Source organism: Pseudomonas sp. PDM13 (assembly GCF_025685765.1).
Lineage (GTDB): Bacteria > Pseudomonadota > Gammaproteobacteria > Pseudomonadales > Pseudomonadaceae > Metapseudomonas > Metapseudomonas solani.
The window spans coordinates 28,085-49,570 of record NZ_JAOTQU010000010.1 but is presented as its reverse complement, the minus strand read 5'-3'; the positions used below and the strand labels follow the sequence as shown (position 1 = coordinate 49,570).

The window sequence follows — 21,486 nt, the reverse complement described above, 5'->3', positions numbered from 1 at the left end:
AGGGCGCCCGAAGGCGCCCAGGCATTGCGCCGAGTTGCAATTAGCGACCGAAGAAACCAGCCACCTTGTTGATCGCCCATTTGGCGAAGTTGGGGCCGAGTTTCACGACGCCCATGGACATAAAGGCGGCGATGACAGCAGCGCCGGAAACGGCAGCGATCATGGTTGCGAAGTCGAGGTCGCCAGCAGCAGCCATGGACAGCGGCGAGGCCACTACCAGGGCGACAGCGACGGCGAGTTGATTGCGGGAAATGCGGTTGAACAGTTTCATAGTTCTTCCTCCTTGGAAGAGTCGAAAAAGCCGGCCACAGAGCCGACTGTATGGGCCACCACGGCGCATCCGAGAACGATCCCGAACGACGTCATGAAGGCAGTGCCAAAGGCAGCCGGATCAGGCCACCCGAAGAGCTGAGCGATGGTCATGGACCCCGCGTAGTCCGCAGCCGTCATCAACACGTAGCCGTTGCACTCACCGGTGAATTCGCCCTGGGAGACCAGGGCGCCGGTGGAGTCGATGACGATGCAGAGGGGCATCATGATTAGCTGGCCTTAGCCAGGTCGGCCGAGGGGGCCTTGGAGACGAGCCGGAAGCCACAGACACGATTGTTTTCCATGCGGCGGGGGTCAGGCTCGAACTCGAAATTGATGACCGACATGGGCTCAAGGTTCTGGAACTTGCTAATTGCCTCATGAGCAATGGCGATGGTCTTACCTTCCAGGCCGAGGCTTTGCTTACGGTCAGGACGGCTGTTGTTGGTCGCGTCATCGGCGTAGTGCACGAAGGCCATGTCGTAGGCGTTCTGCGTCTTTTTCGAGGTGCCGGCGTCGCGAGTGATTCCGAGGTAGATGAATGGCATTTGGTGGTTCCTCAGTTGGATTGGGCGGTATCGCCCGGCAGGTTTTGGGCGGTTGCCCGGGGTTTATCTGCCCAGCGCCAAAAGCGGCGCAGGAACAGGAAGAAGGAGGCCCACAGCGCGACCAGGGCGAAGGTGGCCGACGCGATAGTCAGGGCCAACGGCTGGTCGTTTGCGAGCTGGAACAGGAAGGCCATAACAGGGTTAATAGCCATGAACAGAGCCAGGTAAATCACCCAGCCGAACAGGAAGCGCGTAGGGGCTTTCATGCGTATTCCTCGGTCAGTGTGGGGAACATGTATTCGGCAATGCAGGGGGTTCCACGGGCCTCGAAAATGACCTCCCAGACACGTTCGCGCTTGCCCGATTCCTTGGCGGCCTGGGTGGCTACCAAGGTCTGTTCGATTTGCTTCTGCAGGACCGGATTAACGAAGGTCCGGGCAATGGCCTGCTGCTGTTCCAGGGAGCGGCGTTCGGACGAGCTAAGGGCGGTGCCCTGCAGGCTATGAACGACACCAGTTGGTTGCGCGACAGCAGCCAGGGGCGACCACTTGATCGGGGTGTAGCGACAACCGGATTCGTCATCCCAGCCAGGCATGCAGTCGGCCTTGAGCTGGTGAGGCTGAACAAAGCGCCCGGAGACAACCTGAACGAACAGAGTCAGGTTCATGCGGCCACCAGTTGCAGGTGACCAGCAGGACGGCGGTACCAGGCCGGAATCGGCAGGTCGTAGCTCTTGGTGACCTCGCGAGCCTGGCGAACGATGACCGGGGTAAACCGGGAGGTGTCGCAGGGGTTGGCGATGTCGATACCGATTTTGCGCAGGCGTGCGCGATGTTTCTTGACGGCACTTTTAGCTAGGTCAAAGACCTCGCCGTTGCTCCAGTTCAAGGCCACCATGGCGGTCATATTGGCCGCATAGGTGCTGTCTACTACGCCTTCGGCCAGGAGCTGGCCCGCAATCGTCGTTATGTCCATGGCCGTTACCTTCAGCTTGGTGTCCACCGCGAGAAAGTCGTCGTGAATGGTGCGGAGACGGGATTCTTTGAACAGGCCCCAGTAGCGAAGACCTTCGCGGGCGAGAAACTCTTGCTTGAGTTCCTGCTCTTGCCGCACAACGCCATGCTGGTTGCAGTAGGAAATGAGCTGGTCGACATATTCCAGCTCGGGTGACGCTTCGCCGAACATGCGCAGAACGCGAGACCTGGCGTGCTCTGACATTTCGAAGGCCTTGTCGTAGACCTTCCGATATTGGAGGCGGACGCCACCTTTTCGCTTGCCGCCTGCAGTCCAGTCGACAGTGCGACCGTTGGGGTACAGGTAGCCAATGGAGTGGCCAATGCGCTGGGTCGAGAGCCCGCGGAGATAGGCCAGTGCGTTGCCCTCCCCTACGGCGACATTGGTCGTCAGGTCGATTCGCTCCAGAGAGCAGCCATCGGCGAGCCAGTCGCCAGCACGAGCACCAGAGGCGCCCTGGCGAAGCTCAACACGGGTGCACTTGGTGAACGGCGGGAGGCCATATTCGGCCAGCAACTGGTTGTAGACGTTGATGCACTGGCCAATCGTTTCGTAGCCGAACAGGTTGTCCAGGCGATTGACCTTGCTGGGGTTGCCATCGACGCGGACCTTACGGCCCTGAACGCTGATTTTGATCGAGGTGGAGTAGCTGCCTTCGTGCTTGAACCAGGGCTGGCGGGTGCTGAGCACCTCATGAGTGTTGGCATCGATGGTGAGCGTGAATACGTCACAGACGACCGGTAGATCGTGATCGTGTTCCTGCGAAACGCTTAGCCAGTCGATGAACATGGAATTCCCTGTCAATATCGGAAAAGCAATACCGAATGGACGGGATAATAGGACCGACAATTGCCAGAATGCAAGCAGAAAAGTACCGGTATACCGGAACTGTACGAAACCCCAGTGTCTAGGATGCGGTCATGAGCCAACACAGCCAGGAAAGAGCCATGACCATTGCAACTAACCTGAAGCGATTCAGGGAAGCGAAGAAGCTCACCCAGCGCGAAGTGTGGGAAGCGGCGAGCGTGAGCAAATCGAGCTACACCGCGTATGAGTCGGGCCGCTCAGACCCAACCGGAGACATCATTGTCAGGCTGGCAAAGGTGCTGGGGGTGACTACAGATGAGTTGCTGCTTACCGATCAAGAGAGGACGGTATCCGAGGACCTTGCGCCCATCCTGAGGCGTTTTGACGCCCTGCCACTGGATATCAGGAACCAAGCGCGCATAGCCCTGAAGGGCGTGCTATTTGGATACGAGCAAGAGGCGTTGAGGTAGTCCGAAACGGAGGTCGCGGTACGCGATCGCATACCAAAGTGGGGGTGTAACAGCACCCCCACCCCAGACCGTGCAATACGGCGAACACAAGTGTTCTAAATCATGAACGACCGGGAAGAATACGAGCAGTGGGCTAACGCCCTGGACGAAGGCCAGGACGAAGACGACGGCTACATGGAACGGACCTACGAGGCTCACCAGTCCGCAGGCCCGGATAGAGTGTCCGGCCGCATCGAACTCGAGCCGCCCCAGCTGGGCTAGACCGGCGGGATTTTTCCTCGGAGTTCTGTCGCACCAGGGCGTGCATCAGCAGCGTGCGCTATGCGCTGCCGCAGTACGCACCCGAGGGGTGATCATGGCGCGGGGTGGGTCTGGAGCGGCGGCGGCGCCGTGTTCGCGGACGTGCACCGAGGGGCTGTGGCCATTAATGGTAACGTGACCATAATAACCGACGAACGGTCTATTATTGGTAACGTTACCAATAGCGTATTTACGGTAACGTGACTATAATTACTCCATGCCCAACAGCACGGAGCCAACAGCATGAGCCGCCTGCCCAAGGACTGGGAAAACCAGCCCGCCACCAGCAAGACCGCCGCAACCCTGATGAACATCACCATGGGAATCATCGTCGTCGTGATCCTGGGCGTCGCCCTGGTGGGAGCCTGGTCGTGATCGATGCAAACGACAAAGCCACCCAGGCATTGGCCCTGGACGAGATGCCCGTCAAACGCGGCCGTGGTCGTCCATCCACAGGCAAGGCCATGACGCCGGCCGAGAAGCAGCGCGCCTACCGCGAGCGCCAAAAAGGGTTACGTGACCAAAAAGAAACGTCACCGAATCACGCCACCATTCAGGCGATGTCCAACGAAATGGGGATTCTGATTGTCGAGCTCAATGAAGCGAAAGAAGAGCTTCGGGAGCTGCGGCTTCGCCTTCATGTATCGGAAAAGAAGTGGCAAATGTTGCTAGAGCAAAATGAACGGTTGGTCGAGACGATTAGAAGCCAAAAGCCGAAGGTGAAGCGCCATCGCGACCAGCCAGCGGCCGAGCTGATCGACAACGACGAGTAACGTTACCCTAATTCGAGAATAGCCCTGCAGGCATCCTGCAGGAGCGCCAAACGGGCGTCGAATTCAGCGCCCTCCTCGTCCAGCTGCGCTACCCGGCGGCGCAACTGGCGGATCTCACCAACAAGGCCGGGGTATCGCTCCAGGACGTAGCAAACAGCATCGAGGTCGGAACCAGGTTTCGCGTAGAGGCGTGCGTCACGCACCAGGTGAAGCGGAATCAAGAGGGGTATGGGGTCACTCATAATGGACCCTATGTTACGCGACGCCCGGAGCCGTTGGCATTGTCCGGACGGCGCTCAACATAAGGCCTACATTATGAGTAACCACAGTAACGAACGCCTGAGCCAGACCATCAGGAATTCACCAGGTGAAATGCGATTTTGACCAGGCCAGGCAGAACGCCGATTGCGATGCCAACGAAAAGCCCATAGCGAAACGCGCGCTTGCCCTCACGCTCAACGGCCCTAGCAATGCGGACCTGCCAAATGGCATCAGAAGAGCCGGCAGGCGCAGCCAGGGGGTCATTTGCAGCAGAACGCGAATCCATTCGAAGTACTCCAGGGCGAAGGCCGAACAGCCTAGCGTCAGGAGCTGGCCAAGGCCAAGGGGCAAGGAGATCAGCGAGAAGGAAGACGGCTTCGCCAGCTGGGTCACGGCTGCGCAAGCGCAGACGTGACCCCAGCGGGCTTCAGGGCGTTGATTTCGCGCTGAGGGGCCTTGCCGAAGTTGTCCAGGGGCCAGGGCCTGACGACATAGGATCGGTCGTCCTTGCTGATTAGAAGGCCGTAATCGAACCGCTCGACACGCCACCCAAGGCTAACAACGTCGCGGCGCGACATGCGTTCTTTGACCCTATACGCAGGGTCAAGGAAGTCGATGACGAACTCGAAAGCGGCCTTGCCCTCCTCGGCCTCCTTACGGTCCATGATCGCCGATAGCCGGAGCTGGTACTTGATAGCGAACTGGTCGAGGTAGTCGATTGGCTCAGGCGCCTTGATGTGGTCGGCGGCGATATCAGTCGGGGCCGACGACTTCGACACGGCAGCAGCTGGCGGAGGCGATGCGTTTGAGACCTGCTGATCAACAGGCCCAACCGGCTTCGCCGTAGCAGCCGACTCGACCTTTGGCTTGGTCGGTGCTGGCGGGTTCCAGAACGTCCAGATATTCCAAAGAGCGACCACCAGGGCAATGCCAAATACTACAGCCCAAAACTTATGTTTGGCCTGAAATACGGCGAATCGCCCATCCTTATAGTTACCCTTGTTCGTAGTCTCATCGCGGTGGCTCTTATAGAACCCAAAGAAGTCCTTGTTATAAGGCTTCTTGCCCTGGGCGGTTTGCTTAAATCGGCCACGAGAGACGTTCGTAAGTGTCGCCCAGTGGTAATGGTCTTCCTTTCCCATCATATCCATCTTGGTAAACCGCGTATAACGCTGAAGGCGGTTACGCCACGTCTTATGAAGCTCGGTTAAATCCTGACCCATGATAAGCACGTCAATACCAAGGTGCCCGTGCTCAGTGACAAACTTGGCCCAATCGGCGGTGAGCGGCTGGCGGTCCGGCGGGAAGAACTGGTTTATCTCGTCCCATATCCACAGGCTGTCATTGATCCTGTGGTTCCAGAACGCCTTTTTGTACCAAGCAAGCTGCTCGTCTTCGTCGAGACCTTCTGGTGCTTCCAGGCACGTAATAAGCAATTCAATGGAATGCACTGGAATACCCGTGTAGTCGGCAATAGCTCGCTTATTAATGCCGTGCACGTTGGTGACAATATGGCGACCATGCCGAAGTGCATCTACAACATGCTGCATAGCTTCCAGGGATTTGCCAGAACGCGGCAGGCCTTCGTGACCGAATATCATTGCACTACCCTCCCCTTACCACTGGCCAAGCGTCAACGCTTTGCGAGTGAGGTTAAAAACAATAGCGGCACCTATCACGCCAAGCCCCTTATCGATACCAAAGAAGTCGACGAAGTAGAGGACATCAGAGCCCAAAGAACTAAACAGTGTCTGCAAGAGGCCCTGCTGCAAGAAATCAGGTACGGGAATTAGAGACAGTATGTAAATGATGCCGTCAAGGATTCCGCCGAATATCTTCGTAGGGAGATCAATTACAAACTCCATAAAGTCTGCAAAGAGACCTTTGAGCCATTCAAAAATGCGGCCCACCCAGGCAATTAAAGCAGACAACCAACTCTTAATAGTGGCAATCATTTATAGGAGTCCTATACGAATAGCGACATACGCAAACCCAATCATGACGATTGCCTGTACAAACATGCGTAGATCAACAAACCAGGGGAGACAGTGATAGTCGAACACCAAGTCAATTTGGAACATATGGCCCCATATTTGCGCCTCAGTGTGCGTTTCCCATACCGGACATGCTGAGGAACCGGCGTCAACATCGAACAAGCCGACAACAGCCTTCATAATGGGAATGTTCTTTACTCGACTGGAGTAACTATCTATCTCATCTTCCTTGGTCTTATCGCTAGGCGAATACATATCCTGATAAGCCGGGCCATCACAGCCGGAAAGGCACGGATCGGCGACTTCCTTGTCTTCTTCCTCAGCAGGCTTGTCATCCGTGACTTCCTCATCATCAGTGGTGGTTTCTTCTGACGTTTTCTCACCATCCTTGTAGGACGTAGACGTCTTATTCTCCGTGTAGTCGAAATAGGTCGGGCCATACTTGATATTGTAATTGGTCGTTATATCAGTTCGAGTCGAACCGTATGTTCCGTCAGGCTTTAGGTATGTTCCTGTGGTGGTAGTAGTGCCACCGGATACGGTTGCAGGACCAGAGGTCGTGACGTTATCGCGCAATGACTGCATGCAGCCTTCAGGGTTGCTTGATCCCGCGCAAGACTCACGAATAAGACCCTTAAGCCAGTCAGCGCCCTGCCCGTTCGCATAGTCCGTAAACGTTGAGTCAAGATCGGCATCAGTTACAGGAACATATTGCGGGTCTTTAGATGGGCAGCCACCACCTGGTCCGGACTCCCAGGAATCGCAATTACCGTATTTGTGAACACTGAAAGTCCAATAACCACCCTGCCCGCCTACAAGCGCCATTTGGCAATAGTTAGGCTCACAAGAAATAATTTCGTAATGAGCGCCGTTATGCCAAGTCGGATGATCTTGAAAACTCTGGAAGTCTTTTAAAACCAGCGCAGCAGAGCCCGTCGCAGTTGCCGCCCGAGTGTCAGCGGTCCCAGTTGGGGATTGGCAAGATGAATACGTACCCATACACCAACCAGTATTGGTTATTGGCTCATACATGGTTTCAGGCACTGGCTTTTTAACAGTCTTAGTCCCCTCATCCATGACCCAGCCAACAGCAGCAACACCACCCGCAATAAGACCGCCCACAACCAAGTTAGCGAGATTGCCTTTAAGAATACCTTTTGCCTGATTTATCGTCCTGGGAATCGAGTAATCAACGGTCTTCAGGACCTTTACGGGAACGCGCTTGTTTAAGTTGCTGGCCGCAATGTATTCGCCTTCCTGGGCGGCGACATGAACAACACCGGAGCCCTTAGTTGCAACAGCTCGCCCAGGTGCGGTGATATCGGTGTTATTAGGGATGGTTACATTCTGGCGAGTTGCGCCGAACGCAGTTACTGACGCACATAGAATGCAAATGCCGAAACCCCACCGCAAACCAAGCCGCCGAATGCCGCTATTACGAGCCATATCATAATTCCACCAATTGAGAGGCGCCCCGAAGGGCGCGGATGTTATTGCCAGTAATTGTCAGGGTCGTTCGGGTCTTCGAAGAACATGACAACTTGATTGATACACCACTGACAAAAATCAGCGATGCCGCGAACACCACCCATGGCAAGTAAAACAGCAACAACCCCGATAACTTGCCCGGTTATTTCAGCGATCATAATTGCGAAGTTGAGATCAGCATCCATGGTGAACTCCGGATACAAAAAGGGCGCCCGAAGGCGCCCAGGCATTGCGCCGAGTTGCAATTAGCGACCGAAGAAACCAGCCACCTTGTTGATCGCCCATTTGGCGAAGTTGGGGCCGAGTTTCACGACGCCCATGGACATAAAGGCGGCGATGACAGCAGCGCCGGAAACGGCAGCGATCATGGTTGCGAAGTCGAGGTCGCCAGCAGCAGCCATGGACAGCGGCGAGGCCACTACCAGGGCGACAGCGACGGCGAGTTGATTGCGGGAAATGCGGTTGAACAGTTTCATAGTTCTTCCTCCTTGGAAGAGTCGAAAAAGCCGGCCACAGAGCCGACTGTATGGGCCACCACGGCGCATCCGAGAACGATCCCGAACGACGTCATGAAGGCAGTGCCAAAGGCAGCCGGATCAGGCCACCCGAAGAGCTGAGCGATGGTCATGGACCCCGCGTAGTCCGCAGCCGTCATCAACACGTAGCCGTTGCACTCACCGGTGAATTCGCCCTGGGAGACCAGGGCGCCGGTGGAGTCGATGACGATGCAGAGGGGCATCATGATTAGCTGGCCTTAGCCAGGTCGGCCGAGGGGGCCTTGGAGACGAGCCGGAAGCCACAGACACGATTGTTTTCCATGCGGCGGGGGTCAGGCTCGAACTCGAAATTGATGACCGACATGGGCTCAAGGTTCTGGAACTTGCTAATTGCCTCATGAGCAATGGCGATGGTCTTACCTTCCAGGCCGAGGCTTTGCTTACGGTCAGGACGGCTGTTGTTGGTCGCGTCATCGGCGTAGTGCACGAAGGCCATGTCGTAGGCGTTCTGCGTCTTTTTCGAGGTGCCGGCGTCGCGAGTGATTCCGAGGTAGATGAATGGCATTTGGTGGTTCCTCAGTTGGATTGGGCGGTATCGCCCGGCAGGTTTTGGGCGGTTGCCCGGGGTTTATCTGCCCAGCGCCAAAAGCGGCGCAGGAACAGGAAGAAGGAGGCCCACAGCGCGACCAGGGCGAAGGTGGCCGACGCGATAGTCAGGGCCAACGGCTGGTCGTTTGCGAGCTGGAACAGGAAGGCCATAACAGGGTTAATAGCCATGAACAGAGCCAGGTAAATCACCCAGCCGAACAGGAAGCGCGTAGGGGCTTTCATGCGTATTCCTCGGTCAGTGTGGGGAACATGTATTCGGCAATGCAGGGGGTTCCACGGGCCTCGAAAATGACCTCCCAGACACGTTCGCGCTTGCCCGATTCCTTGGCGGCCTGGGTGGCTACCAAGGTCTGTTCGATTTGCTTCTGCAGGACCGGATTAACGAAGGTCCGGGCAATGGCCTGCTGCTGTTCCAGGGAGCGGCGTTCGGACGAGCTAAGGGCGGTGCCCTGCAGGCTATGAACGACACCAGTTGGTTGCGCGACAGCAGCCAGGGGCGACCACTTGATCGGGGTGTAGCGACAACCGGATTCGTCATCCCAGCCAGGCATGCAGTCGGCCTTGAGCTGGTGAGGCTGAACAAAGCGCCCGGAGACAACCTGAACGAACAGAGTCAGGTTCATGCGGCCACCAGTTGCAGGTGACCAGCAGGACGGCGGTACCAGGCCGGAATCGGCAGGTCGTAGCTCTTGGTGACCTCGCGAGCCTGGCGAACGATGACCGGGGTAAACCGGGAGGTGTCGCAGGGGTTGGCGATGTCGATACCGATTTTGCGCAGGCGTGCGCGATGTTTCTTGACGGCACTTTTAGCTAGGTCAAAGACCTCGCCGTTGCTCCAGTTCAAGGCCACCATGGCGGTCATATTGGCCGCATAGGTGCTGTCTACTACGCCTTCGGCCAGGAGCTGGCCCGCAATCGTCGTTATGTCCATGGCCGTTACCTTCAGCTTGGTGTCCACCGCGAGAAAGTCGTCGTGAATGGTGCGGAGACGGGATTCTTTGAACAGGCCCCAGTAGCGAAGACCTTCGCGGGCGAGAAACTCTTGCTTGAGTTCCTGCTCTTGCCGCACAACGCCATGCTGGTTGCAGTAGGAAATGAGCTGGTCGACATATTCCAGCTCGGGTGACGCTTCGCCGAACATGCGCAGAACGCGAGACCTGGCGTGCTCTGACATTTCGAAGGCCTTGTCGTAGACCTTCCGATATTGGAGGCGGACGCCACCTTTTCGCTTGCCGCCTGCAGTCCAGTCGACAGTGCGACCGTTGGGGTACAGGTAGCCAATGGAGTGGCCAATGCGCTGGGTCGAGAGCCCGCGGAGATAGGCCAGTGCGTTGCCCTCCCCTACGGCGACATTGGTCGTCAGGTCGATTCGCTCCAGAGAGCAGCCATCGGCGAGCCAGTCGCCAGCACGAGCACCAGAGGCGCCCTGGCGAAGCTCAACACGGGTGCACTTGGTGAACGGCGGGAGGCCATATTCGGCCAGCAACTGGTTGTAGACGTTGATGCACTGGCCAATCGTTTCGTAGCCGAACAGGTTGTCCAGGCGATTGACCTTGCTGGGGTTGCCATCGACGCGGACCTTACGGCCCTGAACGCTGATTTTGATCGAGGTGGAGTAGCTGCCTTCGTGCTTGAACCAGGGCTGGCGGGTGCTGAGCACCTCATGAGTGTTGGCATCGATGGTGAGCGTGAATACGTCACAGACGACCGGTAGATCGTGATCGTGTTCCTGCGAAACGCTTAGCCAGTCGATGAACATGGAATTCCCTGTCAATATCGGAAAAGCAATACCGAATGGACGGGATAATAGGACCGACAATTGCCAGAATGCAAGCAGAAAAGTACCGGTATACCGGAACTGTACGAAACCCCAGTGTCTAGGATGCGGTCATGAGCCAACACAGCCAGGAAAGAGCCATGACCATTGCAACTAACCTGAAGCGATTCAGGGAAGCGAAGAAGCTCACCCAGCGCGAAGTGTGGGAAGCGGCGAGCGTGAGCAAATCGAGCTACACCGCGTATGAGTCGGGCCGCTCAGACCCAACCGGAGACATCATTGTCAGGCTGGCAAAGGTGCTGGGGGTGACTACAGATGAGTTGCTGCTTACCGATCAAGAGAGGACGGTATCCGAGGACCTTGCGCCCATCCTGAGGCGTTTTGACGCCCTGCCACTGGATATCAGGAACCAAGCGCGCATAGCCCTGAAGGGCGTGCTATTTGGATACGAGCAAGAGGCGTTGAGGTAGTCCGAAACGGAGGTCGCGGTACGCGATCGCATACCAAAGTGGGGGTGTAACAGCACCCCCACCCCAGACCGTGCAATACGGCGAACACAAGTGTTCTAAATCATGAACGACCGGGAAGAATACGAGCAGTGGGCTAACGCCCTGGACGAAGGCCAGGACGAAGACGACGGCTACATGGAACGGACCTACGAGGCTCACCAGTCCGCAGGCCCGGATAGAGTGTCCGGCCGCATCGAACTCGAGCCGCCCCAGCTGGGCTAGACCGGCGGGATTTTTCCTCGGAGTTCTGTCGCACCAGGGCGTGCATCAGCAGCGTGCGCTATGCGCTGCCGCAGTACGCACCCGAGGGGTGATCATGGCGCGGGGTGGGTCTGGAGCGGCGGCGGCGCCGTGTTCGCGGACGTGCACCGAGGGGCTGTGGCCATTAATGGTAACGTGACCATAATAACCGACGAACGGTCTATTATTGGTAACGTTACCAATAGCGTATTTACGGTAACGTGACTATAATTACTCCATGCCCAACAGCACGGAGCCAACAGCATGAGCCGCCTGCCCAAGGACTGGGAAAACCAGCCCGCCACCAGCAAGACCGCCGCAACCCTGATGAACATCACCATGGGAATCATCGTCGTCGTGATCCTGGGCGTCGCCCTGGTGGGAGCCTGGTCGTGATCGATGCAAACGACAAAGCCACCCAGGCATTGGCCCTGGACGAGATGCCCGTCAAACGCGGCCGTGGTCGTCCATCCACAGGCAAGGCCATGACGCCGGCCGAGAAGCAGCGCGCCTACCGCGAGCGCCAAAAAGGGTTACGTGACCAAAAAGAAACGTCACCGAATCACGCCACCATTCAGGCGATGTCCAACGAAATGGGGATTCTGATTGTCGAGCTCAATGAAGCGAAAGAAGAGCTTCGGGAGCTGCGGCTTCGCCTTCATGTATCGGAAAAGAAGTGGCAAATGTTGCTAGAGCAAAATGAACGGTTGGTCGAGACGATTAGAAGCCAAAAGCCGAAGGTGAAGCGCCATCGCGACCAGCCAGCGGCCGAGCTGATCGACAACGACGAGTAACGTTACCCTAATTCGAGAATAGCCCTGCAGGCATCCTGCAGGAGCGCCAAACGGGCGTCGAATTCAGCGCCCTCCTCGTCCAGCTGCGCTACCCGGCGGCGCAACTGGCGGATCTCACCAACAAGGCCGGGGTATCGCTCCAGGACGTAGCAAACAGCATCGAGGTCGGAACCAGGTTTCGCGTAGAGGCGTGCGTCACGCACCAGGTGAAGCGGAATCAAGAGGGGTATGGGGTCACTCATAATGGACCCTATGTTACGCGACGCCCGGAGCCGTTGGCATTGTCCGGACGGCGCTCAACATAAGGCCTACATTATAGGTAATTTCGTATTTTCTCAGCAGGCGCCCAGGGCACAGATTTCAACGCTCAAAATGGCCACTTTCACGGTTTCGATCATTCTGCTCCTCACTGCGTTTCGACAACCTCCATTGGTGATCTCATCACTTCAATCTGCTGATCCGATTTTCCATGTGCGTACTCCGCCATGTCAGCTCCTTGGTTTTCATCCGCGTCCATCGTTCGCACCCGCTGTTCCTGTAACGCACCTGAATCATCGGCATCTCAACTTTCTAGAGCCATTCCTCATCAGTTTTTCGCTATCCATAACCGGATACCTGACGCTGCGTTCCACAAACGAATTCGCGCTTCACCACAGGTCCCGGATTTCGTGGTCTGCATCTGCGCTCGCCATTTCCTGATCGCCTGGGCAGCTTTCAGCGGGTCGTCTTCGGCCTTTGCCGCCGCCATCCGCTTGCTTGCAAAAATAACCCCACTGTCTACGGTGCAATTACGCAGTCGCCGTAGATAAGCGAAGCCAGCCGGGCATTAGGAAGTGAACGCTGGCCCTGTCGAAGCACAGCTTCGACAGCGATAAGGAAATCAGCCTGAGCAAAGGGATCTTGATGAAGCGCCTGATGAGTCACGTCCTCTCGCGGAGAGGACCGCTGGAACACTTCTGCCTGTCGCTTGCCCTGTTCGCGGGGTTGGTGATCATCAGCTTCCTGCTCTTCGAAGAGCAGATGCAGCACCTGCTGGAAAGCCTCGGCCAGCATCCTGCCGACCCTGTCCGCGCATTCAATCTCGCCGTCCTGCTGGTGGCGCTGCTGGCCCTCGATGTGGTGCTGCCGGTGCCGTCGAGCATGGTGTCGCTGCTAGCGGTGGCCATGCTCGGGGCTGTCGGCGGCTACCTGGTGATCTTCATCGGCCTGTGCCTGGGTTCGCTGCTGGGTTACTGGCTAGGGGCCGGGTATTTCCGCATCGCCTCCGGGCTGCTGGATATCGAGGACTGGCGCAAGGCCGGGCGCCTGGCCAACCGCCTCAACACCCTGTCGCTGATCTGCCTGCGCGGCGTGCCCGTGCTGGCGGAAACCTCGGTGCTGGCCGCCGGCATGCAGCGTTACCCGCTGGGCCGCTTCCTGGTCATCACCACCCTGGCCAACGCCGGCCTGGCCCTGGTCTACAGCGCGCTGGGCAGCTATATCGCCGAGGACCAGGCCATGCTCCTGGCAGTGCTGGCCAGCATGCTGCTGCCGGCGCTGTTCCTCGCCGGGCGCGGGCTGCTGGCATGGCGACGCGAGCGCTCCGCCGCCACAGCGAAACCGGCCCACCTGGAAGGCGCCTTCACCGTCACCTACCGCTACCCGGTGCTGTTCACCGAGCACCTGTTCGCCGTCCATAACGACTGCCTGCACCAACAGCTGATGGCCAGCGGCAAGCGCCCGGTGACCGTCATGGTTTTCGCCGACGAAGGCCTGCTGCGTGGCAATCCGGCCCTGGAGCAGCAGATCACCCGCTACTTCCAATCCCGCGCCGACGACTTGCGCCTGCTGGCTGGGCCGGTCGCAGTGCCGGCCGGCGAAGCCTGCAAGACCCCCGAGGTGCTGCAGAGCCTCTACGGGCTGATGCTCGAACAGGGCCTGGACCGCCACTGCTACGTGCTGGCCCTGGGCGGTGGCGCGCTGCTGGACGCGGTGGGTTACGCCTGCGCCACCTTCCACCGAGGCGTGCGGCTGATCCGCATCCCCACCACCGTACTGGCGCAGAACGACGCCGGCATCGGGGTGAAGAACGGCATCAACGCCTTCGAGCAGAAGAACCTGCTGGGCGCCTTCCAGCCCGCCGATGCGGTGATCAACGACTTCCAGCTGCTGCTCGGCCTGTCCCGGCGCGACCAGTTGGCCGGGCTGGCGGAAGCGGTCAAGGTCGCGGCCATCAAGGACGCCGCGTTCTTCACCTGGATGGAGCACAACGCCGACGCCCTCGCCGCCTTCGCCCACGATCCCAGCCGCCACGCCATCCGCCGTTGCGCCGAGCTGCACCTGGAGCAGATCACCCGGGGCGGCGACCCCTTCGAACGTGGCAACGGCCGCCCGCTGGACTATGGCCACTGGGCCGCGCACAAGCTGGAAAAACTCAGCCGCCATCGCCTGCGCCATGGTGAAGCGGTGGCCGTGGGCATGGCCCTGGATGCGCTCTACGCCAAGGCCCTGGGCCTGCTCGCACCCAGCGAAGCGCAACGCCTGCTGGACCTGCTGACCCGACTCGGCTTCAACCTGTCGCCACCGGAACTGACCCTGGCCAATGACCAGGGCAACCTGCGCGTATTGCAGGGGCTGGAGGATTTCCGCCAACACCTGGGCGGCGAACTCTCCATCCCCATGCTCGAACGCATCGGCCACGCCCTGGACGTGCACCACATCGACATGCCCAGCATGCAGCAGGCGCTGCGCCAGTTGGCCCAGCTGCAAGTCGTCGAGCCCGCCTGGACCGAGGGCTGCGCACGATGAGCCAGCCAACCCCGAGCCTGCAGACCTGGATGACCCTCGGGCGCATCTCCAACCTGCCCACGGTCTGGACCAATGCCCTGGCCGCCGCCTTGCTGGCCAGCAGCGCAAGCGCCCTCGCCCCGCCCTCCCCCCTGGCCTGGGTCCTGCTCCTGGCGGCTGCCTCGGCGCTGTACCTGGCCGGCATGCTGCTCAATGACCTGATGGACGCCGACTGGGACAGCCGCCACCACAACCCCCGGCCCATCGCCCTGGGGCTGGTCACCCGGCAACAGGTGGCCCTGGCCAGCGCGGCGCTCCTGCTGCTGGCCGCCGCCGCGCTGCTGGGCCTGAGCCTGCAACTGGAGCACCCTGGCTGGCTGCTGGGCAGTGCCGCGCTGCTGCTGGGGCTGATCGTCGCCTACAACCTGCTGCACAAGCGCCACGCCCACAGCGTCTGGCTCATGGGCGGCTGCCGCGCGGCGCTCTACCTTACCGCCGCCGCCAGCCTCGCTGCACCCCCGGCGCCGCTGTGGCTCTGCGCCCTGCTGCTGGGCACCTACATCAGCGGGCTGACCTACGTGGCCCGGCAGGAACACCTCAACCAACTGGCCAGCCTCGCCCCCGTGTTGCTCATGCTCAGCCCGCTGGCCCTGGCGGTCTATGCCCAGGGCCTGTGGTTCTGGCCGCTGCTGGCGCTCTGGCTCGGCTGGCTCGGCCTCAGCTACCGCCGCCACCTGGCGAACCCCGAGCGGCGCAACGTACGGGCCTTCATCGGCGCCGGGCTCACCGCGTTGCCGCTGATCGACGCCATGGTCCTGGCCCTGGCAGGCCAGCCCCTGGGCAGCCTGGCCTGCGTGGGTGTGTTCCTGCTGCTACCGCGCCTGCAGCAATGGGTGAAGCCGACATGACGACCACACTCCAACTCGGCACCGACCGCATCGCCGACCTGCGCCAGAGCCTGCTCGATGAGTTGAGCGGCGCATCCCTGGACTGGTGGAACCAGGCGCAACAACGCCTTGCCGCCCAGCCCGATGCCCAGACGCTGATGCTTCTGAGCGGCCCCTGCCGGCGCCATGTCGGCGACGCACCCATGCCCGGCCTGCCCTGGACCCGGGCCGGACTGGCCCGCGCCCTGTTGCTGGCGCAGGCCCTGGAAGCCGACCCCGGCCCGGGCCGCGAAGCCTTGCTGCAACGCTATTTCGACTGGGGCGACGACCAGGAAAAAGCCGCCGCGCTGCGTGCAATGGACTGGCTGGACGGCCAGGGCGCCTGCCTGGAACTGGCCCTGTTCGCCGGGCGCACCAACAGCTGCGAGGTGTTCGCCGCCCTCGCCCTGAACAACCCCTACCCCGCCCGCCATTACCCCGAGCGGGCCTTCCACCTGTTGATGCTCAAGGGCGTCGGCATGGAACTGGACCTGCGCCAGGTCGAGGGCCTGGCCCCGCGCCGTGGCCCCACGCTCAACCAGCTGGCGCTGGACATGCTGGAGGAACGCCTCGCCGCCGACCGCCCCGCGCCGCCGGGCATCGCTCATCTGCTCGCCTGGCAGCAGCTGGACGCCGAACAGCTGCAACGCCTGGCCGAACATCAGCGCCAGGGCCGCCTGCCGCCTGGCTGGCTGCCCAGTGATTTCCCGTTCCGAACCTGACAAAAAAAGCAAAAGGACGTCGCCATGCCCACGTATTTCGACCCGCACATCCACATGGTCAGCCGCACCACCGACGACTACCAGAACATGGCCGCCGCCGGCATCACCGGGGTGATCGAGCCGGCCTTCTGGCAAGGCCAGGCGCGCACCAGCCTGGGCAGCTTCGTGGACTACTTCGACACCCTGCTGGGCTGGGAGCGCTTCCGCGCCAGCATGTTCGGCATCCACCACTTCTGCACCATCGGCCTCAACCCCAAGGAGGCCAACAACTACGGGCTGGCCAACGAAGTTCTGGAAATACTGCCTCGTTACCTGGTGAAGGACGGCGTGGTCGGCGTCGGCGAGATCGGCTACGACGACATCACCCCGGAAGAGGACCGCTTCCTCGCCCTGCAACTGGACCTGGCCAGGCAGTTCGACCTGCCGGTCCTGGTGCACACCCCGCACCGCGACAAGATCGGCGGCACCAGGCGCACCCTGGCGGTGATCCGCGAGGTCGGCATCGCCGAAGACCGCGTGCTGATCGACCACCTCAACGAGCTGACCCTGCCCCTGGTGCTGGACAGCGACTGCTGGCGCGGGCACTCCATCTACCCCAACACCAAGATGTCCGAGCAGCGCATGGTCACCCTGCTGCAGCAGTACGGCACCGAGAAGATGGTGGTGAACAGCGCGGCCGACTGGGGCGTGAGCGACCCGCTCAAGGTGCCCAAGACGGGCGAAGCCATGCGCCAGGCGGGCTTCAGCGACGCCCAGGTGCAACAGGTGCTGTTCGACAACCCGGTGGATTTCTTCGCCCAGAGCGGCCAGCTGGACAAGGCCGCCGTCGCCACCCTGCTGCCCATCGACCAGCGTCGCCAGTGGCAGGAAAACTCCGCCCTGCGTGGCCAGGAGCCCATAGTGCGATGAGCCCCGCCATGGGATGGACCCCGACCCAGCTCGGCTACTGCGGCAACGTGCACCCGGCCCATGACCTGGCTGCCCTGCGCGCTTCCATCGCCGGGCCCTTCCAGGCCGTGCGCCGCCAGCGCGGGCTGCAGAACCAGGACAGCGGCCTGTGGATCAGCGCCCAGGCCGCCGCCGAGCTGCAGCAACCCGCCGCCCGTGCCGCCTTCCTCGCGCTGTTGCGTGACAGCGGTCTGCGCCTGACCTCCCTCAACGGCTTCCCCTACGGGCGCTTCCATGGCGATGAGGTGAAGGCCGCGGTCTACCGGCCGGACTGGTCCCAGCCACAGCGCCTGGACTACAGCCTGCAACTGGCCGGGCTGCTGGCCGCCGCGCTGCCCGAGGACTGCGACGAGGGGGTGATCTCCAGCGTGCCCCTGGGCTACGCCGCCGACTGGACGGACGAGCGCCAGGCCCGTGCCGAAGCACACTTGCTGCAGCTCACCGCGGCCCTCGCCGAGCTGAAGCACGGCACCGGCAAGACCATCCGCCTGTGCCTGGAGATGGAGCCCGATTGCGTGCTGGAACGCACCGACCAGGCCCTGGCCTTCTTCGCCCATTGGCAGGCGCTGGACCCGAACCACGCGCACCTGGCGCTGTGCTTCGACGTCTGCCACCAGGCGGTGCTGTTCGAGGACTGCCACGCGGCCCTGTCACGCCTGCACCAGGCCGGCATCGTCATTGGCAAGATCCAGCTCTCCAACGCCCTGGTGTGCCGCCTGCCCGTTGATGAGCAGCACCGCGACGAGGTGCTGGAGGTGCTCGCCGGTTTCGCCGAGGGCACCTACCTGCACCAGGTCAAGGCGCGCCATCGCAGCGGCCAGCTGCTGGCCTGGGCGGACCTGCCCGCCGCCCTCCTCGACACGGCCCTGGCCGGTTGCAGCGAACTGCGCGTGCACTTCCACGTGCCCCTGTTCAGCGAGCGCTTCCAACTGCCGGAACTGGGCGGCAGCCAGCAGGCCCTGGGGCGCGTCTTCGAATACCTGGCCCAGAACCCGGACTTCCGCCCGGTGCTGGAGGTGGAAACCTACAGCTGGATGGTGCTGCCCGAAGCCCTGCGGCCCGGCTCCGAACCCGCGCTGGCCCGGGGTATCGCCGCCGAACTGGAATGGGTGGAAGCCCAGCTGCAACGGCACGGCGCCCTCGCCGGCGAGCCGCTGCGGGAGGTGCAGCATGCTTGAGCCACGGCCCCTGCTGCTGGTCGACGTGGTCGGCCTGACGCCCTCCCTGCTGGGTGAGAACACACCGCACATCAACGCCCTGCTCGGCCGTGGCCGCATGGCCTGCATGCAGCCGGTGTTCCCGGCGGTCACCACCACGGTGCAGTCGTCCATGCTCACGGGGCTGCCGCCTTCCGGGCATGGCATCGTCGGCAATGGATGGTATTTCCGCGACCAGGCCGAGGTGCGCTTCTGGCTGCAACCCAATGCCCTGGTCCAGGGCGAGAAGGTCTGGGAGGTGCTGGCCCGCGAGCTGCCCGGCTTCCGCTGCAGCCAGCTGTTCTGGTGGTACAACATGTACGCCGACATCAGCGCCTCCATCACCCCACGCCCCCACTACCCTGCCGACGGGCGCAAGGAATTCGGCCTCTACTCCGCGCCCGCCACCCTGCACCAGGCGATCGAGGAGCGCATCGGCACCTTCCCCTTCCAGCACTTCTGGGGGCCGGCCGCCGGCATCGGCTCCAGCCGCTGGATAGTCGATTGCGCCATGGCCGAGTTCGAGATCAACCGCCCGCACCTGCAGCTGATCTACCTGCCGCACCTGGATTACGACCTCCAGCGCCTGGGCCCCGACCACCCCGGCATCGCCGCCGAGGTGCGCGCCATCGATGCCGAGGTGGGCCGCCTGCTGGCCTTCGCCCAGGAGCGTGGCGCCGCGGTGATGCTGGTGTCCGAATACGGCATCGAGGCGGTGCAACGCTCCGTCTCCATCAACCGCCTGCTGCGCGCCGATGGCTGGCTGCAGGTGCGCCAGTCCCTCGGCTGGGAGCTGCTGGACCCGGGCGCCAGCGCCGCCTTCGCGGTGGCCGACCACCAGGTGGCCCATGTCTACCTGCAGCGCGAGCGGGACCTGCCCAAGGTGCGCGCCCTGCTGGAGCGCGAGCCCGGCATCGAGCGGGTGCTGGACCGCGCCGAGCAGCGCGAATGGCAGCTGGAGCACCCCCGCAGCGGCGACCTGGTGGCGATCGCCGCCCCCGGCCACTGGTTCGACTACCAGTACTGGTTCGATGACGACAAAGCGCCCGACTTCGCCCGCACCGTCGACATCCACCGCAAGCCCGGCTACGACCCGCTGGAACTGTTCATCGACCCTGCCATTTCACTGCCGAAACTCCGGGTGGCGCGGCGCCTGCTGCGCAAGAAACTGGGGTTCCGCTACTACATGGACCTGATCCCGTTGGACACCCGCCTGGTACGCGGGAGCCACGGACGCCTTCCCCGCAGCGACCAGGACGGCCCGCTGCTCATCACCGATTGCGACTTGCCTTTACCGGACCGGTTACCGGTCACCGCGGTAAAACAGTTGCTCCTGCAGTACTTCCTGGGGCACCGAACTCTCGACAAGGCCATAGCCAAGGAGACCCCATGCAACGAGCCCTTCCCCTTGCAGTACTGAGCGCACTGGCCGGACTGGCCCAGGCCCAGAACCCACCCGCCTTCGACTGCACCGGCTTCTTCGAGTACGGAGGCAAGCCGGAAGATGTACGCAAGGCGTTCGAACAATCACCCGAGACGATGGCCTGGAACTGGTTCACCTGCCTCAACCAGCCGGAGATGGCCGGCAGTGCCAACCGTGTCTGGGAGGACCTCAAGCCCACCGACCAGGTGTTCCTGCCCGACGGCAGCCAGCCCCTGCCCTATGAGCAGCGCGAGCCCACGCCGGTCGCGGTGATCAAGGCCGCGCAGGCCATGGGCATGGACACCAAGCGCACCTTCCACAACCTCGACAGCACCCAGCAGGTGGATGGCCTGATCCTGGAAATGGGCGGCCAGGTGCCGGCCGCGCAGAAAGGCCAGCCGGTGCGTTTCCAACTGCTGATGGGCAGGGACACCTTCAGCTACATCCTCGACAAGAGCGTCTACAACGTCGACGGCCAGGCCGCGCTCACCGCCAACCTGAATTTCCCCGCCGCTGCCTGGGAGCTGAAAACGTCCTGGTTCTGGATCGGCAACGACCAGGCCTTCATGAAGACCCTGGCCAACGATGGCTACTACATCGCCCAGGCCTACTACCTGCAGAACGGCAGCCAGTACCAGGTGGGCTACGCAGCCCTGAGCGGCATGCACGTGATCAACAAGCTCACCCAGGACTGGGCCTGGACCACCTTCGAGAACCGTAACAACAGCAAGTACAGCGTCACCAACGACATCCCGCCCAAGCCCATGACCAACAGCACCGGGCCCACCAGTGCCGCGCAACCGGTCAACGCCAGCTTCCAGGCGCAGAACCCCGGCCTGGCGCAGTACGAGCTGATCGGTGTGCAACACACGGCGGGCGGCGCGCCCAAGCTGCTGGCCAACTCGCAACTGGAGTCGGCCTTCCAGAGCCAGTCGTCCTGCCTCGCCTGCCACGACACCGCGGCCTATTCAGCGAAGAAGGGCTACTTCAACTTCGCGTTGCCGCAGCAGGGCGGGATCGTCTACCCCACCGAACCGCTGCCGGATTCAGCCTTCAACGGATACAACAAACTGGACTTCGTCTGGTCGCTGAAACGCGCCCAGTGGAAACGTTAA

General features: G+C 61.2%; 32 protein-coding genes. 15 read left to right on the top strand and 17 right to left on the bottom strand.

What is annotated here, in order from left to right; translation table 11 throughout:
* Positions 1-40: 40 nt before the first annotated feature.
* The 6 genes from OEJ36_RS12660 to OEJ36_RS12635 are packed head-to-tail and all read right to left on the bottom strand — an operon-like array spanning position 41 to position 2,660.
* On the bottom strand, positions 41-271 hold the full coding sequence (locus tag OEJ36_RS12660) for a hypothetical protein (protein ID WP_263401770.1): 231 nt from the start codon (positions 269-271) through the stop codon (positions 41-43).
* The gene (locus OEJ36_RS12655) at positions 268-537 is read right to left on the bottom strand and encodes a hypothetical protein (protein WP_263401769.1); all 270 of its coding nucleotides are present in this window, start codon (positions 535-537) and stop codon (positions 268-270) included. The genes OEJ36_RS12660 and OEJ36_RS12655 overlap by 4 nt, the downstream gene beginning before the upstream one ends.
* A 2-nt stretch (positions 538-539) precedes the next feature.
* Entirely contained in the window at positions 540-857 is a 318-nt protein-coding gene (locus tag OEJ36_RS12650; protein WP_263401768.1) for a hypothetical protein, read from the bottom strand.
* Positions 858-868: 11 nt separating this feature from the next.
* On the bottom strand, positions 869-1,123 hold the full coding sequence (locus tag OEJ36_RS12645) for a hypothetical protein (protein ID WP_263401767.1): 255 nt from the start codon (positions 1,121-1,123) through the stop codon (positions 869-871).
* Positions 1,120-1,524 carry a hypothetical protein gene (locus OEJ36_RS12640; RefSeq protein ID WP_263401766.1) on the bottom strand — a complete coding sequence of 135 codons (405 nt, stop codon included), beginning with the start codon at positions 1,522-1,524 and terminating at the stop codon, positions 1,120-1,122. Before OEJ36_RS12640 ends, OEJ36_RS12645 begins: the two co-directional genes overlap by 4 nt.
* Positions 1,521-2,660 carry a phage/plasmid replication protein gene (locus OEJ36_RS12635; RefSeq protein WP_263401765.1) on the bottom strand — a complete coding sequence of 380 codons (1,140 nt, stop codon included), beginning with the start codon at positions 2,658-2,660 and terminating at the stop codon, positions 1,521-1,523. Before OEJ36_RS12635 ends, OEJ36_RS12640 begins: the two co-directional genes overlap by 4 nt.
* 158 nt (positions 2,661-2,818) lie before the next feature.
* Between OEJ36_RS12635 and OEJ36_RS12630 the strand changes: the two genes are divergently transcribed.
* From OEJ36_RS12630 to OEJ36_RS12615, 4 genes are all read left to right on the top strand, one after another.
* Complete coding sequence (locus tag OEJ36_RS12630; RefSeq protein WP_263401764.1) at positions 2,819-3,148, top strand: helix-turn-helix domain-containing protein; 330 nt, start codon at positions 2,819-2,821, stop codon at positions 3,146-3,148.
* A 102-nt stretch (positions 3,149-3,250) separates the two neighbouring features.
* A complete protein-coding gene (locus OEJ36_RS12625; protein ID WP_263401763.1) occupies positions 3,251-3,409 on the top strand; it encodes a hypothetical protein in 159 nt (52 codons plus the stop codon).
* A gap of 282 nt (positions 3,410-3,691) precedes the next feature.
* Positions 3,692-3,823 (top strand): hypothetical protein, encoded by a 132-nt coding sequence (locus tag OEJ36_RS12620; RefSeq protein WP_263401762.1) that lies wholly within the window; start codon positions 3,692-3,694, stop codon positions 3,821-3,823.
* Positions 3,820-4,221 (top strand): hypothetical protein, encoded by a 402-nt coding sequence (locus OEJ36_RS12615; protein WP_263401761.1) that lies wholly within the window; start codon positions 3,820-3,822, stop codon positions 4,219-4,221. Before OEJ36_RS12620 ends, OEJ36_RS12615 begins: the two co-directional genes overlap by 4 nt.
* Before the next feature lie 352 nt (positions 4,222-4,573).
* On the opposite strand, the gene OEJ36_RS12610 is transcribed toward OEJ36_RS12615, so the two are convergent.
* From OEJ36_RS12610 to OEJ36_RS12560, 11 genes are all read right to left on the bottom strand, one after another.
* The gene (locus OEJ36_RS12610) at positions 4,574-4,768 is read right to left on the bottom strand and encodes a hypothetical protein (protein WP_263401775.1); all 195 of its coding nucleotides are present in this window, start codon (positions 4,766-4,768) and stop codon (positions 4,574-4,576) included.
* 103 nt (positions 4,769-4,871) lie between these two features.
* A complete protein-coding gene (locus OEJ36_RS12605; RefSeq protein WP_263401774.1) occupies positions 4,872-6,083 on the bottom strand; it encodes a zonular occludens toxin domain-containing protein in 1,212 nt (403 codons plus the stop codon).
* Positions 6,084-6,098: 15 nt separating this feature from the next.
* A complete protein-coding gene (locus tag OEJ36_RS12600; RefSeq protein ID WP_263401773.1) occupies positions 6,099-6,437 on the bottom strand; it encodes a DUF2523 family protein in 339 nt (112 codons plus the stop codon).
* Positions 6,438-7,922 (bottom strand): hypothetical protein, encoded by a 1,485-nt coding sequence (locus OEJ36_RS12595; protein WP_263401772.1) that lies wholly within the window; start codon positions 7,920-7,922, stop codon positions 6,438-6,440. It abuts the gene before it with no gap.
* Positions 7,923-7,966: 44 nt separating this feature from the next.
* Positions 7,967-8,149: a hypothetical protein gene (locus OEJ36_RS12590; protein ID WP_263401771.1), complete on the bottom strand. Its 183-nt coding sequence runs from the start codon at positions 8,147-8,149 to the stop codon at positions 7,967-7,969.
* A 60-nt stretch (positions 8,150-8,209) separates the two neighbouring features.
* A complete protein-coding gene (locus OEJ36_RS12585) occupies positions 8,210-8,440 on the bottom strand; it encodes a hypothetical protein (protein WP_263401770.1) in 231 nt (76 codons plus the stop codon).
* A complete protein-coding gene (locus tag OEJ36_RS12580) occupies positions 8,437-8,706 on the bottom strand; it encodes a hypothetical protein (protein WP_263401769.1) in 270 nt (89 codons plus the stop codon). The genes OEJ36_RS12585 and OEJ36_RS12580 overlap by 4 nt, the downstream gene beginning before the upstream one ends.
* A gap of 2 nt (positions 8,707-8,708) precedes the next feature.
* Entirely contained in the window at positions 8,709-9,026 is a 318-nt protein-coding gene (locus tag OEJ36_RS12575) for a hypothetical protein (RefSeq protein WP_263401768.1), read from the bottom strand.
* A gap of 11 nt (positions 9,027-9,037) precedes the next feature.
* Positions 9,038-9,292, bottom strand: coding sequence for a hypothetical protein (locus OEJ36_RS12570; RefSeq protein WP_263401767.1), 255 nt, complete (start codon positions 9,290-9,292; stop codon positions 9,038-9,040).
* Positions 9,289-9,693 (bottom strand): hypothetical protein, encoded by a 405-nt coding sequence (locus OEJ36_RS12565; protein ID WP_263401766.1) that lies wholly within the window; start codon positions 9,691-9,693, stop codon positions 9,289-9,291. The genes OEJ36_RS12570 and OEJ36_RS12565 overlap by 4 nt, the downstream gene beginning before the upstream one ends.
* Positions 9,690-10,829 (bottom strand): phage/plasmid replication protein, encoded by a 1,140-nt coding sequence (locus tag OEJ36_RS12560; RefSeq protein WP_263401765.1) that lies wholly within the window; start codon positions 10,827-10,829, stop codon positions 9,690-9,692. The genes OEJ36_RS12565 and OEJ36_RS12560 overlap by 4 nt, the downstream gene beginning before the upstream one ends.
* A gap of 158 nt (positions 10,830-10,987) precedes the next feature.
* Between OEJ36_RS12560 and OEJ36_RS12555 the strand changes: the two genes are divergently transcribed.
* The 11 genes from OEJ36_RS12555 (at position 10,988) to OEJ36_RS12505 (ending at position 21,486) form a co-directional block, all read left to right on the top strand.
* Positions 10,988-11,317, top strand: a complete 330-nt coding sequence (locus OEJ36_RS12555; protein WP_263401764.1) for a helix-turn-helix domain-containing protein — start codon at positions 10,988-10,990, stop codon at positions 11,315-11,317.
* A 102-nt stretch (positions 11,318-11,419) separates the two neighbouring features.
* On the top strand, positions 11,420-11,578 hold the full coding sequence (locus tag OEJ36_RS12550) for a hypothetical protein (RefSeq protein ID WP_263401763.1): 159 nt from the start codon (positions 11,420-11,422) through the stop codon (positions 11,576-11,578).
* A 282-nt stretch (positions 11,579-11,860) separates the two neighbouring features.
* Positions 11,861-11,992 (top strand): hypothetical protein, encoded by a 132-nt coding sequence (locus tag OEJ36_RS12545; RefSeq protein ID WP_263401762.1) that lies wholly within the window; start codon positions 11,861-11,863, stop codon positions 11,990-11,992.
* Entirely contained in the window at positions 11,989-12,390 is a 402-nt protein-coding gene (locus tag OEJ36_RS12540; RefSeq protein ID WP_263401761.1) for a hypothetical protein, read from the top strand. The genes OEJ36_RS12545 and OEJ36_RS12540 overlap by 4 nt, the downstream gene beginning before the upstream one ends.
* Positions 12,391-13,293: 903 nt before the next feature.
* Positions 13,294-15,177 carry a 3-dehydroquinate synthase gene (locus tag OEJ36_RS12535; protein ID WP_263401760.1) on the top strand — a complete coding sequence of 628 codons (1,884 nt, stop codon included), beginning with the start codon at positions 13,294-13,296 and terminating at the stop codon, positions 15,175-15,177.
* On the top strand, positions 15,174-16,064 hold the full coding sequence (locus OEJ36_RS12530) for a UbiA family prenyltransferase (RefSeq protein ID WP_263401759.1): 891 nt from the start codon (positions 15,174-15,176) through the stop codon (positions 16,062-16,064). Before OEJ36_RS12535 ends, OEJ36_RS12530 begins: the two co-directional genes overlap by 4 nt.
* Complete coding sequence (locus OEJ36_RS12525) at positions 16,061-16,804, top strand: EboA domain-containing protein (protein ID WP_263401758.1); 744 nt, start codon at positions 16,061-16,063, stop codon at positions 16,802-16,804. Before OEJ36_RS12530 ends, OEJ36_RS12525 begins: the two co-directional genes overlap by 4 nt.
* A 24-nt stretch (positions 16,805-16,828) precedes the next feature.
* Complete coding sequence (locus OEJ36_RS12520) at positions 16,829-17,713, top strand: TatD family hydrolase (protein ID WP_263401757.1); 885 nt, start codon at positions 16,829-16,831, stop codon at positions 17,711-17,713.
* Positions 17,710-18,930: a metabolite traffic protein EboE gene (eboE, locus tag OEJ36_RS12515; RefSeq protein ID WP_263401756.1), complete on the top strand. Its 1,221-nt coding sequence runs from the start codon at positions 17,710-17,712 to the stop codon at positions 18,928-18,930. Before OEJ36_RS12520 ends, eboE begins: the two co-directional genes overlap by 4 nt.
* Positions 18,923-20,368, top strand: a complete 1,446-nt coding sequence (locus OEJ36_RS12510; RefSeq protein WP_263401755.1) for an alkaline phosphatase family protein — start codon at positions 18,923-18,925, stop codon at positions 20,366-20,368. Before eboE ends, OEJ36_RS12510 begins: the two co-directional genes overlap by 8 nt.
* Entirely contained in the window at positions 20,338-21,486 is a 1,149-nt protein-coding gene (locus OEJ36_RS12505; protein ID WP_263401754.1) for a hypothetical protein, read from the top strand. The genes OEJ36_RS12510 and OEJ36_RS12505 overlap by 31 nt, the downstream gene beginning before the upstream one ends.

Excerpts from the sequence above, each read along its gene's own strand:
- OEJ36_RS12660 (WP_263401770.1), bottom strand. The coding sequence starts at position 271 with ATGAAACTGTTCAACCGCATTTCCCGCAATCAACTCGCCGTCGCTGTC.
- OEJ36_RS12655 (WP_263401769.1), bottom strand. The coding sequence starts at position 537 with ATGATGCCCCTCTGCATCGTCATCGACTCCACCGGCGCCCTGGTCTCC.
- OEJ36_RS12650 (WP_263401768.1), bottom strand. The coding sequence starts at position 857 with ATGCCATTCATCTACCTCGGAATCACTCGCGACGCCGGCACCTCGAAA.
- OEJ36_RS12645 (WP_263401767.1), bottom strand. The coding sequence starts at position 1,123 with ATGAAAGCCCCTACGCGCTTCCTGTTCGGCTGGGTGATTTACCTGGCT.
- OEJ36_RS12640 (WP_263401766.1), bottom strand. The coding sequence starts at position 1,524 with ATGAACCTGACTCTGTTCGTTCAGGTTGTCTCCGGGCGCTTTGTTCAG.
- OEJ36_RS12635 (WP_263401765.1), bottom strand. The coding sequence starts at position 2,660 with ATGTTCATCGACTGGCTAAGCGTTTCGCAGGAACACGATCACGATCTA.
- OEJ36_RS12630 (WP_263401764.1), top strand. The coding sequence starts at position 2,819 with ATGACCATTGCAACTAACCTGAAGCGATTCAGGGAAGCGAAGAAGCTC.
- OEJ36_RS12625 (WP_263401763.1), top strand. The coding sequence starts at position 3,251 with ATGAACGACCGGGAAGAATACGAGCAGTGGGCTAACGCCCTGGACGAA.
- OEJ36_RS12620 (WP_263401762.1), top strand. The coding sequence starts at position 3,692 with ATGAGCCGCCTGCCCAAGGACTGGGAAAACCAGCCCGCCACCAGCAAG.
- OEJ36_RS12610 (WP_263401775.1), bottom strand. The coding sequence starts at position 4,768 with ATGGATTCGCGTTCTGCTGCAAATGACCCCCTGGCTGCGCCTGCCGGC.
- OEJ36_RS12605 (WP_263401774.1), bottom strand. The coding sequence starts at position 6,083 with ATGATATTCGGTCACGAAGGCCTGCCGCGTTCTGGCAAATCCCTGGAA.
- OEJ36_RS12600 (WP_263401773.1), bottom strand. The coding sequence starts at position 6,437 with ATGATTGCCACTATTAAGAGTTGGTTGTCTGCTTTAATTGCCTGGGTG.
- OEJ36_RS12595 (WP_263401772.1), bottom strand. The coding sequence starts at position 7,922 with ATGGCTCGTAATAGCGGCATTCGGCGGCTTGGTTTGCGGTGGGGTTTC.
- OEJ36_RS12590 (WP_263401771.1), bottom strand. The coding sequence starts at position 8,149 with ATGGATGCTGATCTCAACTTCGCAATTATGATCGCTGAAATAACCGGG.
- OEJ36_RS12585 (WP_263401770.1), bottom strand. The coding sequence starts at position 8,440 with ATGAAACTGTTCAACCGCATTTCCCGCAATCAACTCGCCGTCGCTGTC.
- OEJ36_RS12580 (WP_263401769.1), bottom strand. The coding sequence starts at position 8,706 with ATGATGCCCCTCTGCATCGTCATCGACTCCACCGGCGCCCTGGTCTCC.
- OEJ36_RS12575 (WP_263401768.1), bottom strand. The coding sequence starts at position 9,026 with ATGCCATTCATCTACCTCGGAATCACTCGCGACGCCGGCACCTCGAAA.
- OEJ36_RS12570 (WP_263401767.1), bottom strand. The coding sequence starts at position 9,292 with ATGAAAGCCCCTACGCGCTTCCTGTTCGGCTGGGTGATTTACCTGGCT.
- OEJ36_RS12565 (WP_263401766.1), bottom strand. The coding sequence starts at position 9,693 with ATGAACCTGACTCTGTTCGTTCAGGTTGTCTCCGGGCGCTTTGTTCAG.
- OEJ36_RS12560 (WP_263401765.1), bottom strand. The coding sequence starts at position 10,829 with ATGTTCATCGACTGGCTAAGCGTTTCGCAGGAACACGATCACGATCTA.
- OEJ36_RS12555 (WP_263401764.1), top strand. The coding sequence starts at position 10,988 with ATGACCATTGCAACTAACCTGAAGCGATTCAGGGAAGCGAAGAAGCTC.
- OEJ36_RS12550 (WP_263401763.1), top strand. The coding sequence starts at position 11,420 with ATGAACGACCGGGAAGAATACGAGCAGTGGGCTAACGCCCTGGACGAA.
- OEJ36_RS12545 (WP_263401762.1), top strand. The coding sequence starts at position 11,861 with ATGAGCCGCCTGCCCAAGGACTGGGAAAACCAGCCCGCCACCAGCAAG.
- OEJ36_RS12535 (WP_263401760.1), top strand. The coding sequence starts at position 13,294 with ATGAAGCGCCTGATGAGTCACGTCCTCTCGCGGAGAGGACCGCTGGAA.
- OEJ36_RS12530 (WP_263401759.1), top strand. The coding sequence starts at position 15,174 with ATGAGCCAGCCAACCCCGAGCCTGCAGACCTGGATGACCCTCGGGCGC.
- OEJ36_RS12525 (WP_263401758.1), top strand. The coding sequence starts at position 16,061 with ATGACGACCACACTCCAACTCGGCACCGACCGCATCGCCGACCTGCGC.
- OEJ36_RS12520 (WP_263401757.1), top strand. The coding sequence starts at position 16,829 with ATGCCCACGTATTTCGACCCGCACATCCACATGGTCAGCCGCACCACC.
- eboE (WP_263401756.1), top strand. The coding sequence starts at position 17,710 with ATGAGCCCCGCCATGGGATGGACCCCGACCCAGCTCGGCTACTGCGGC.
- OEJ36_RS12510 (WP_263401755.1), top strand. The coding sequence starts at position 18,923 with ATGCTTGAGCCACGGCCCCTGCTGCTGGTCGACGTGGTCGGCCTGACG.
- OEJ36_RS12505 (WP_263401754.1), top strand. The coding sequence starts at position 20,338 with ATGCAACGAGCCCTTCCCCTTGCAGTACTGAGCGCACTGGCCGGACTG.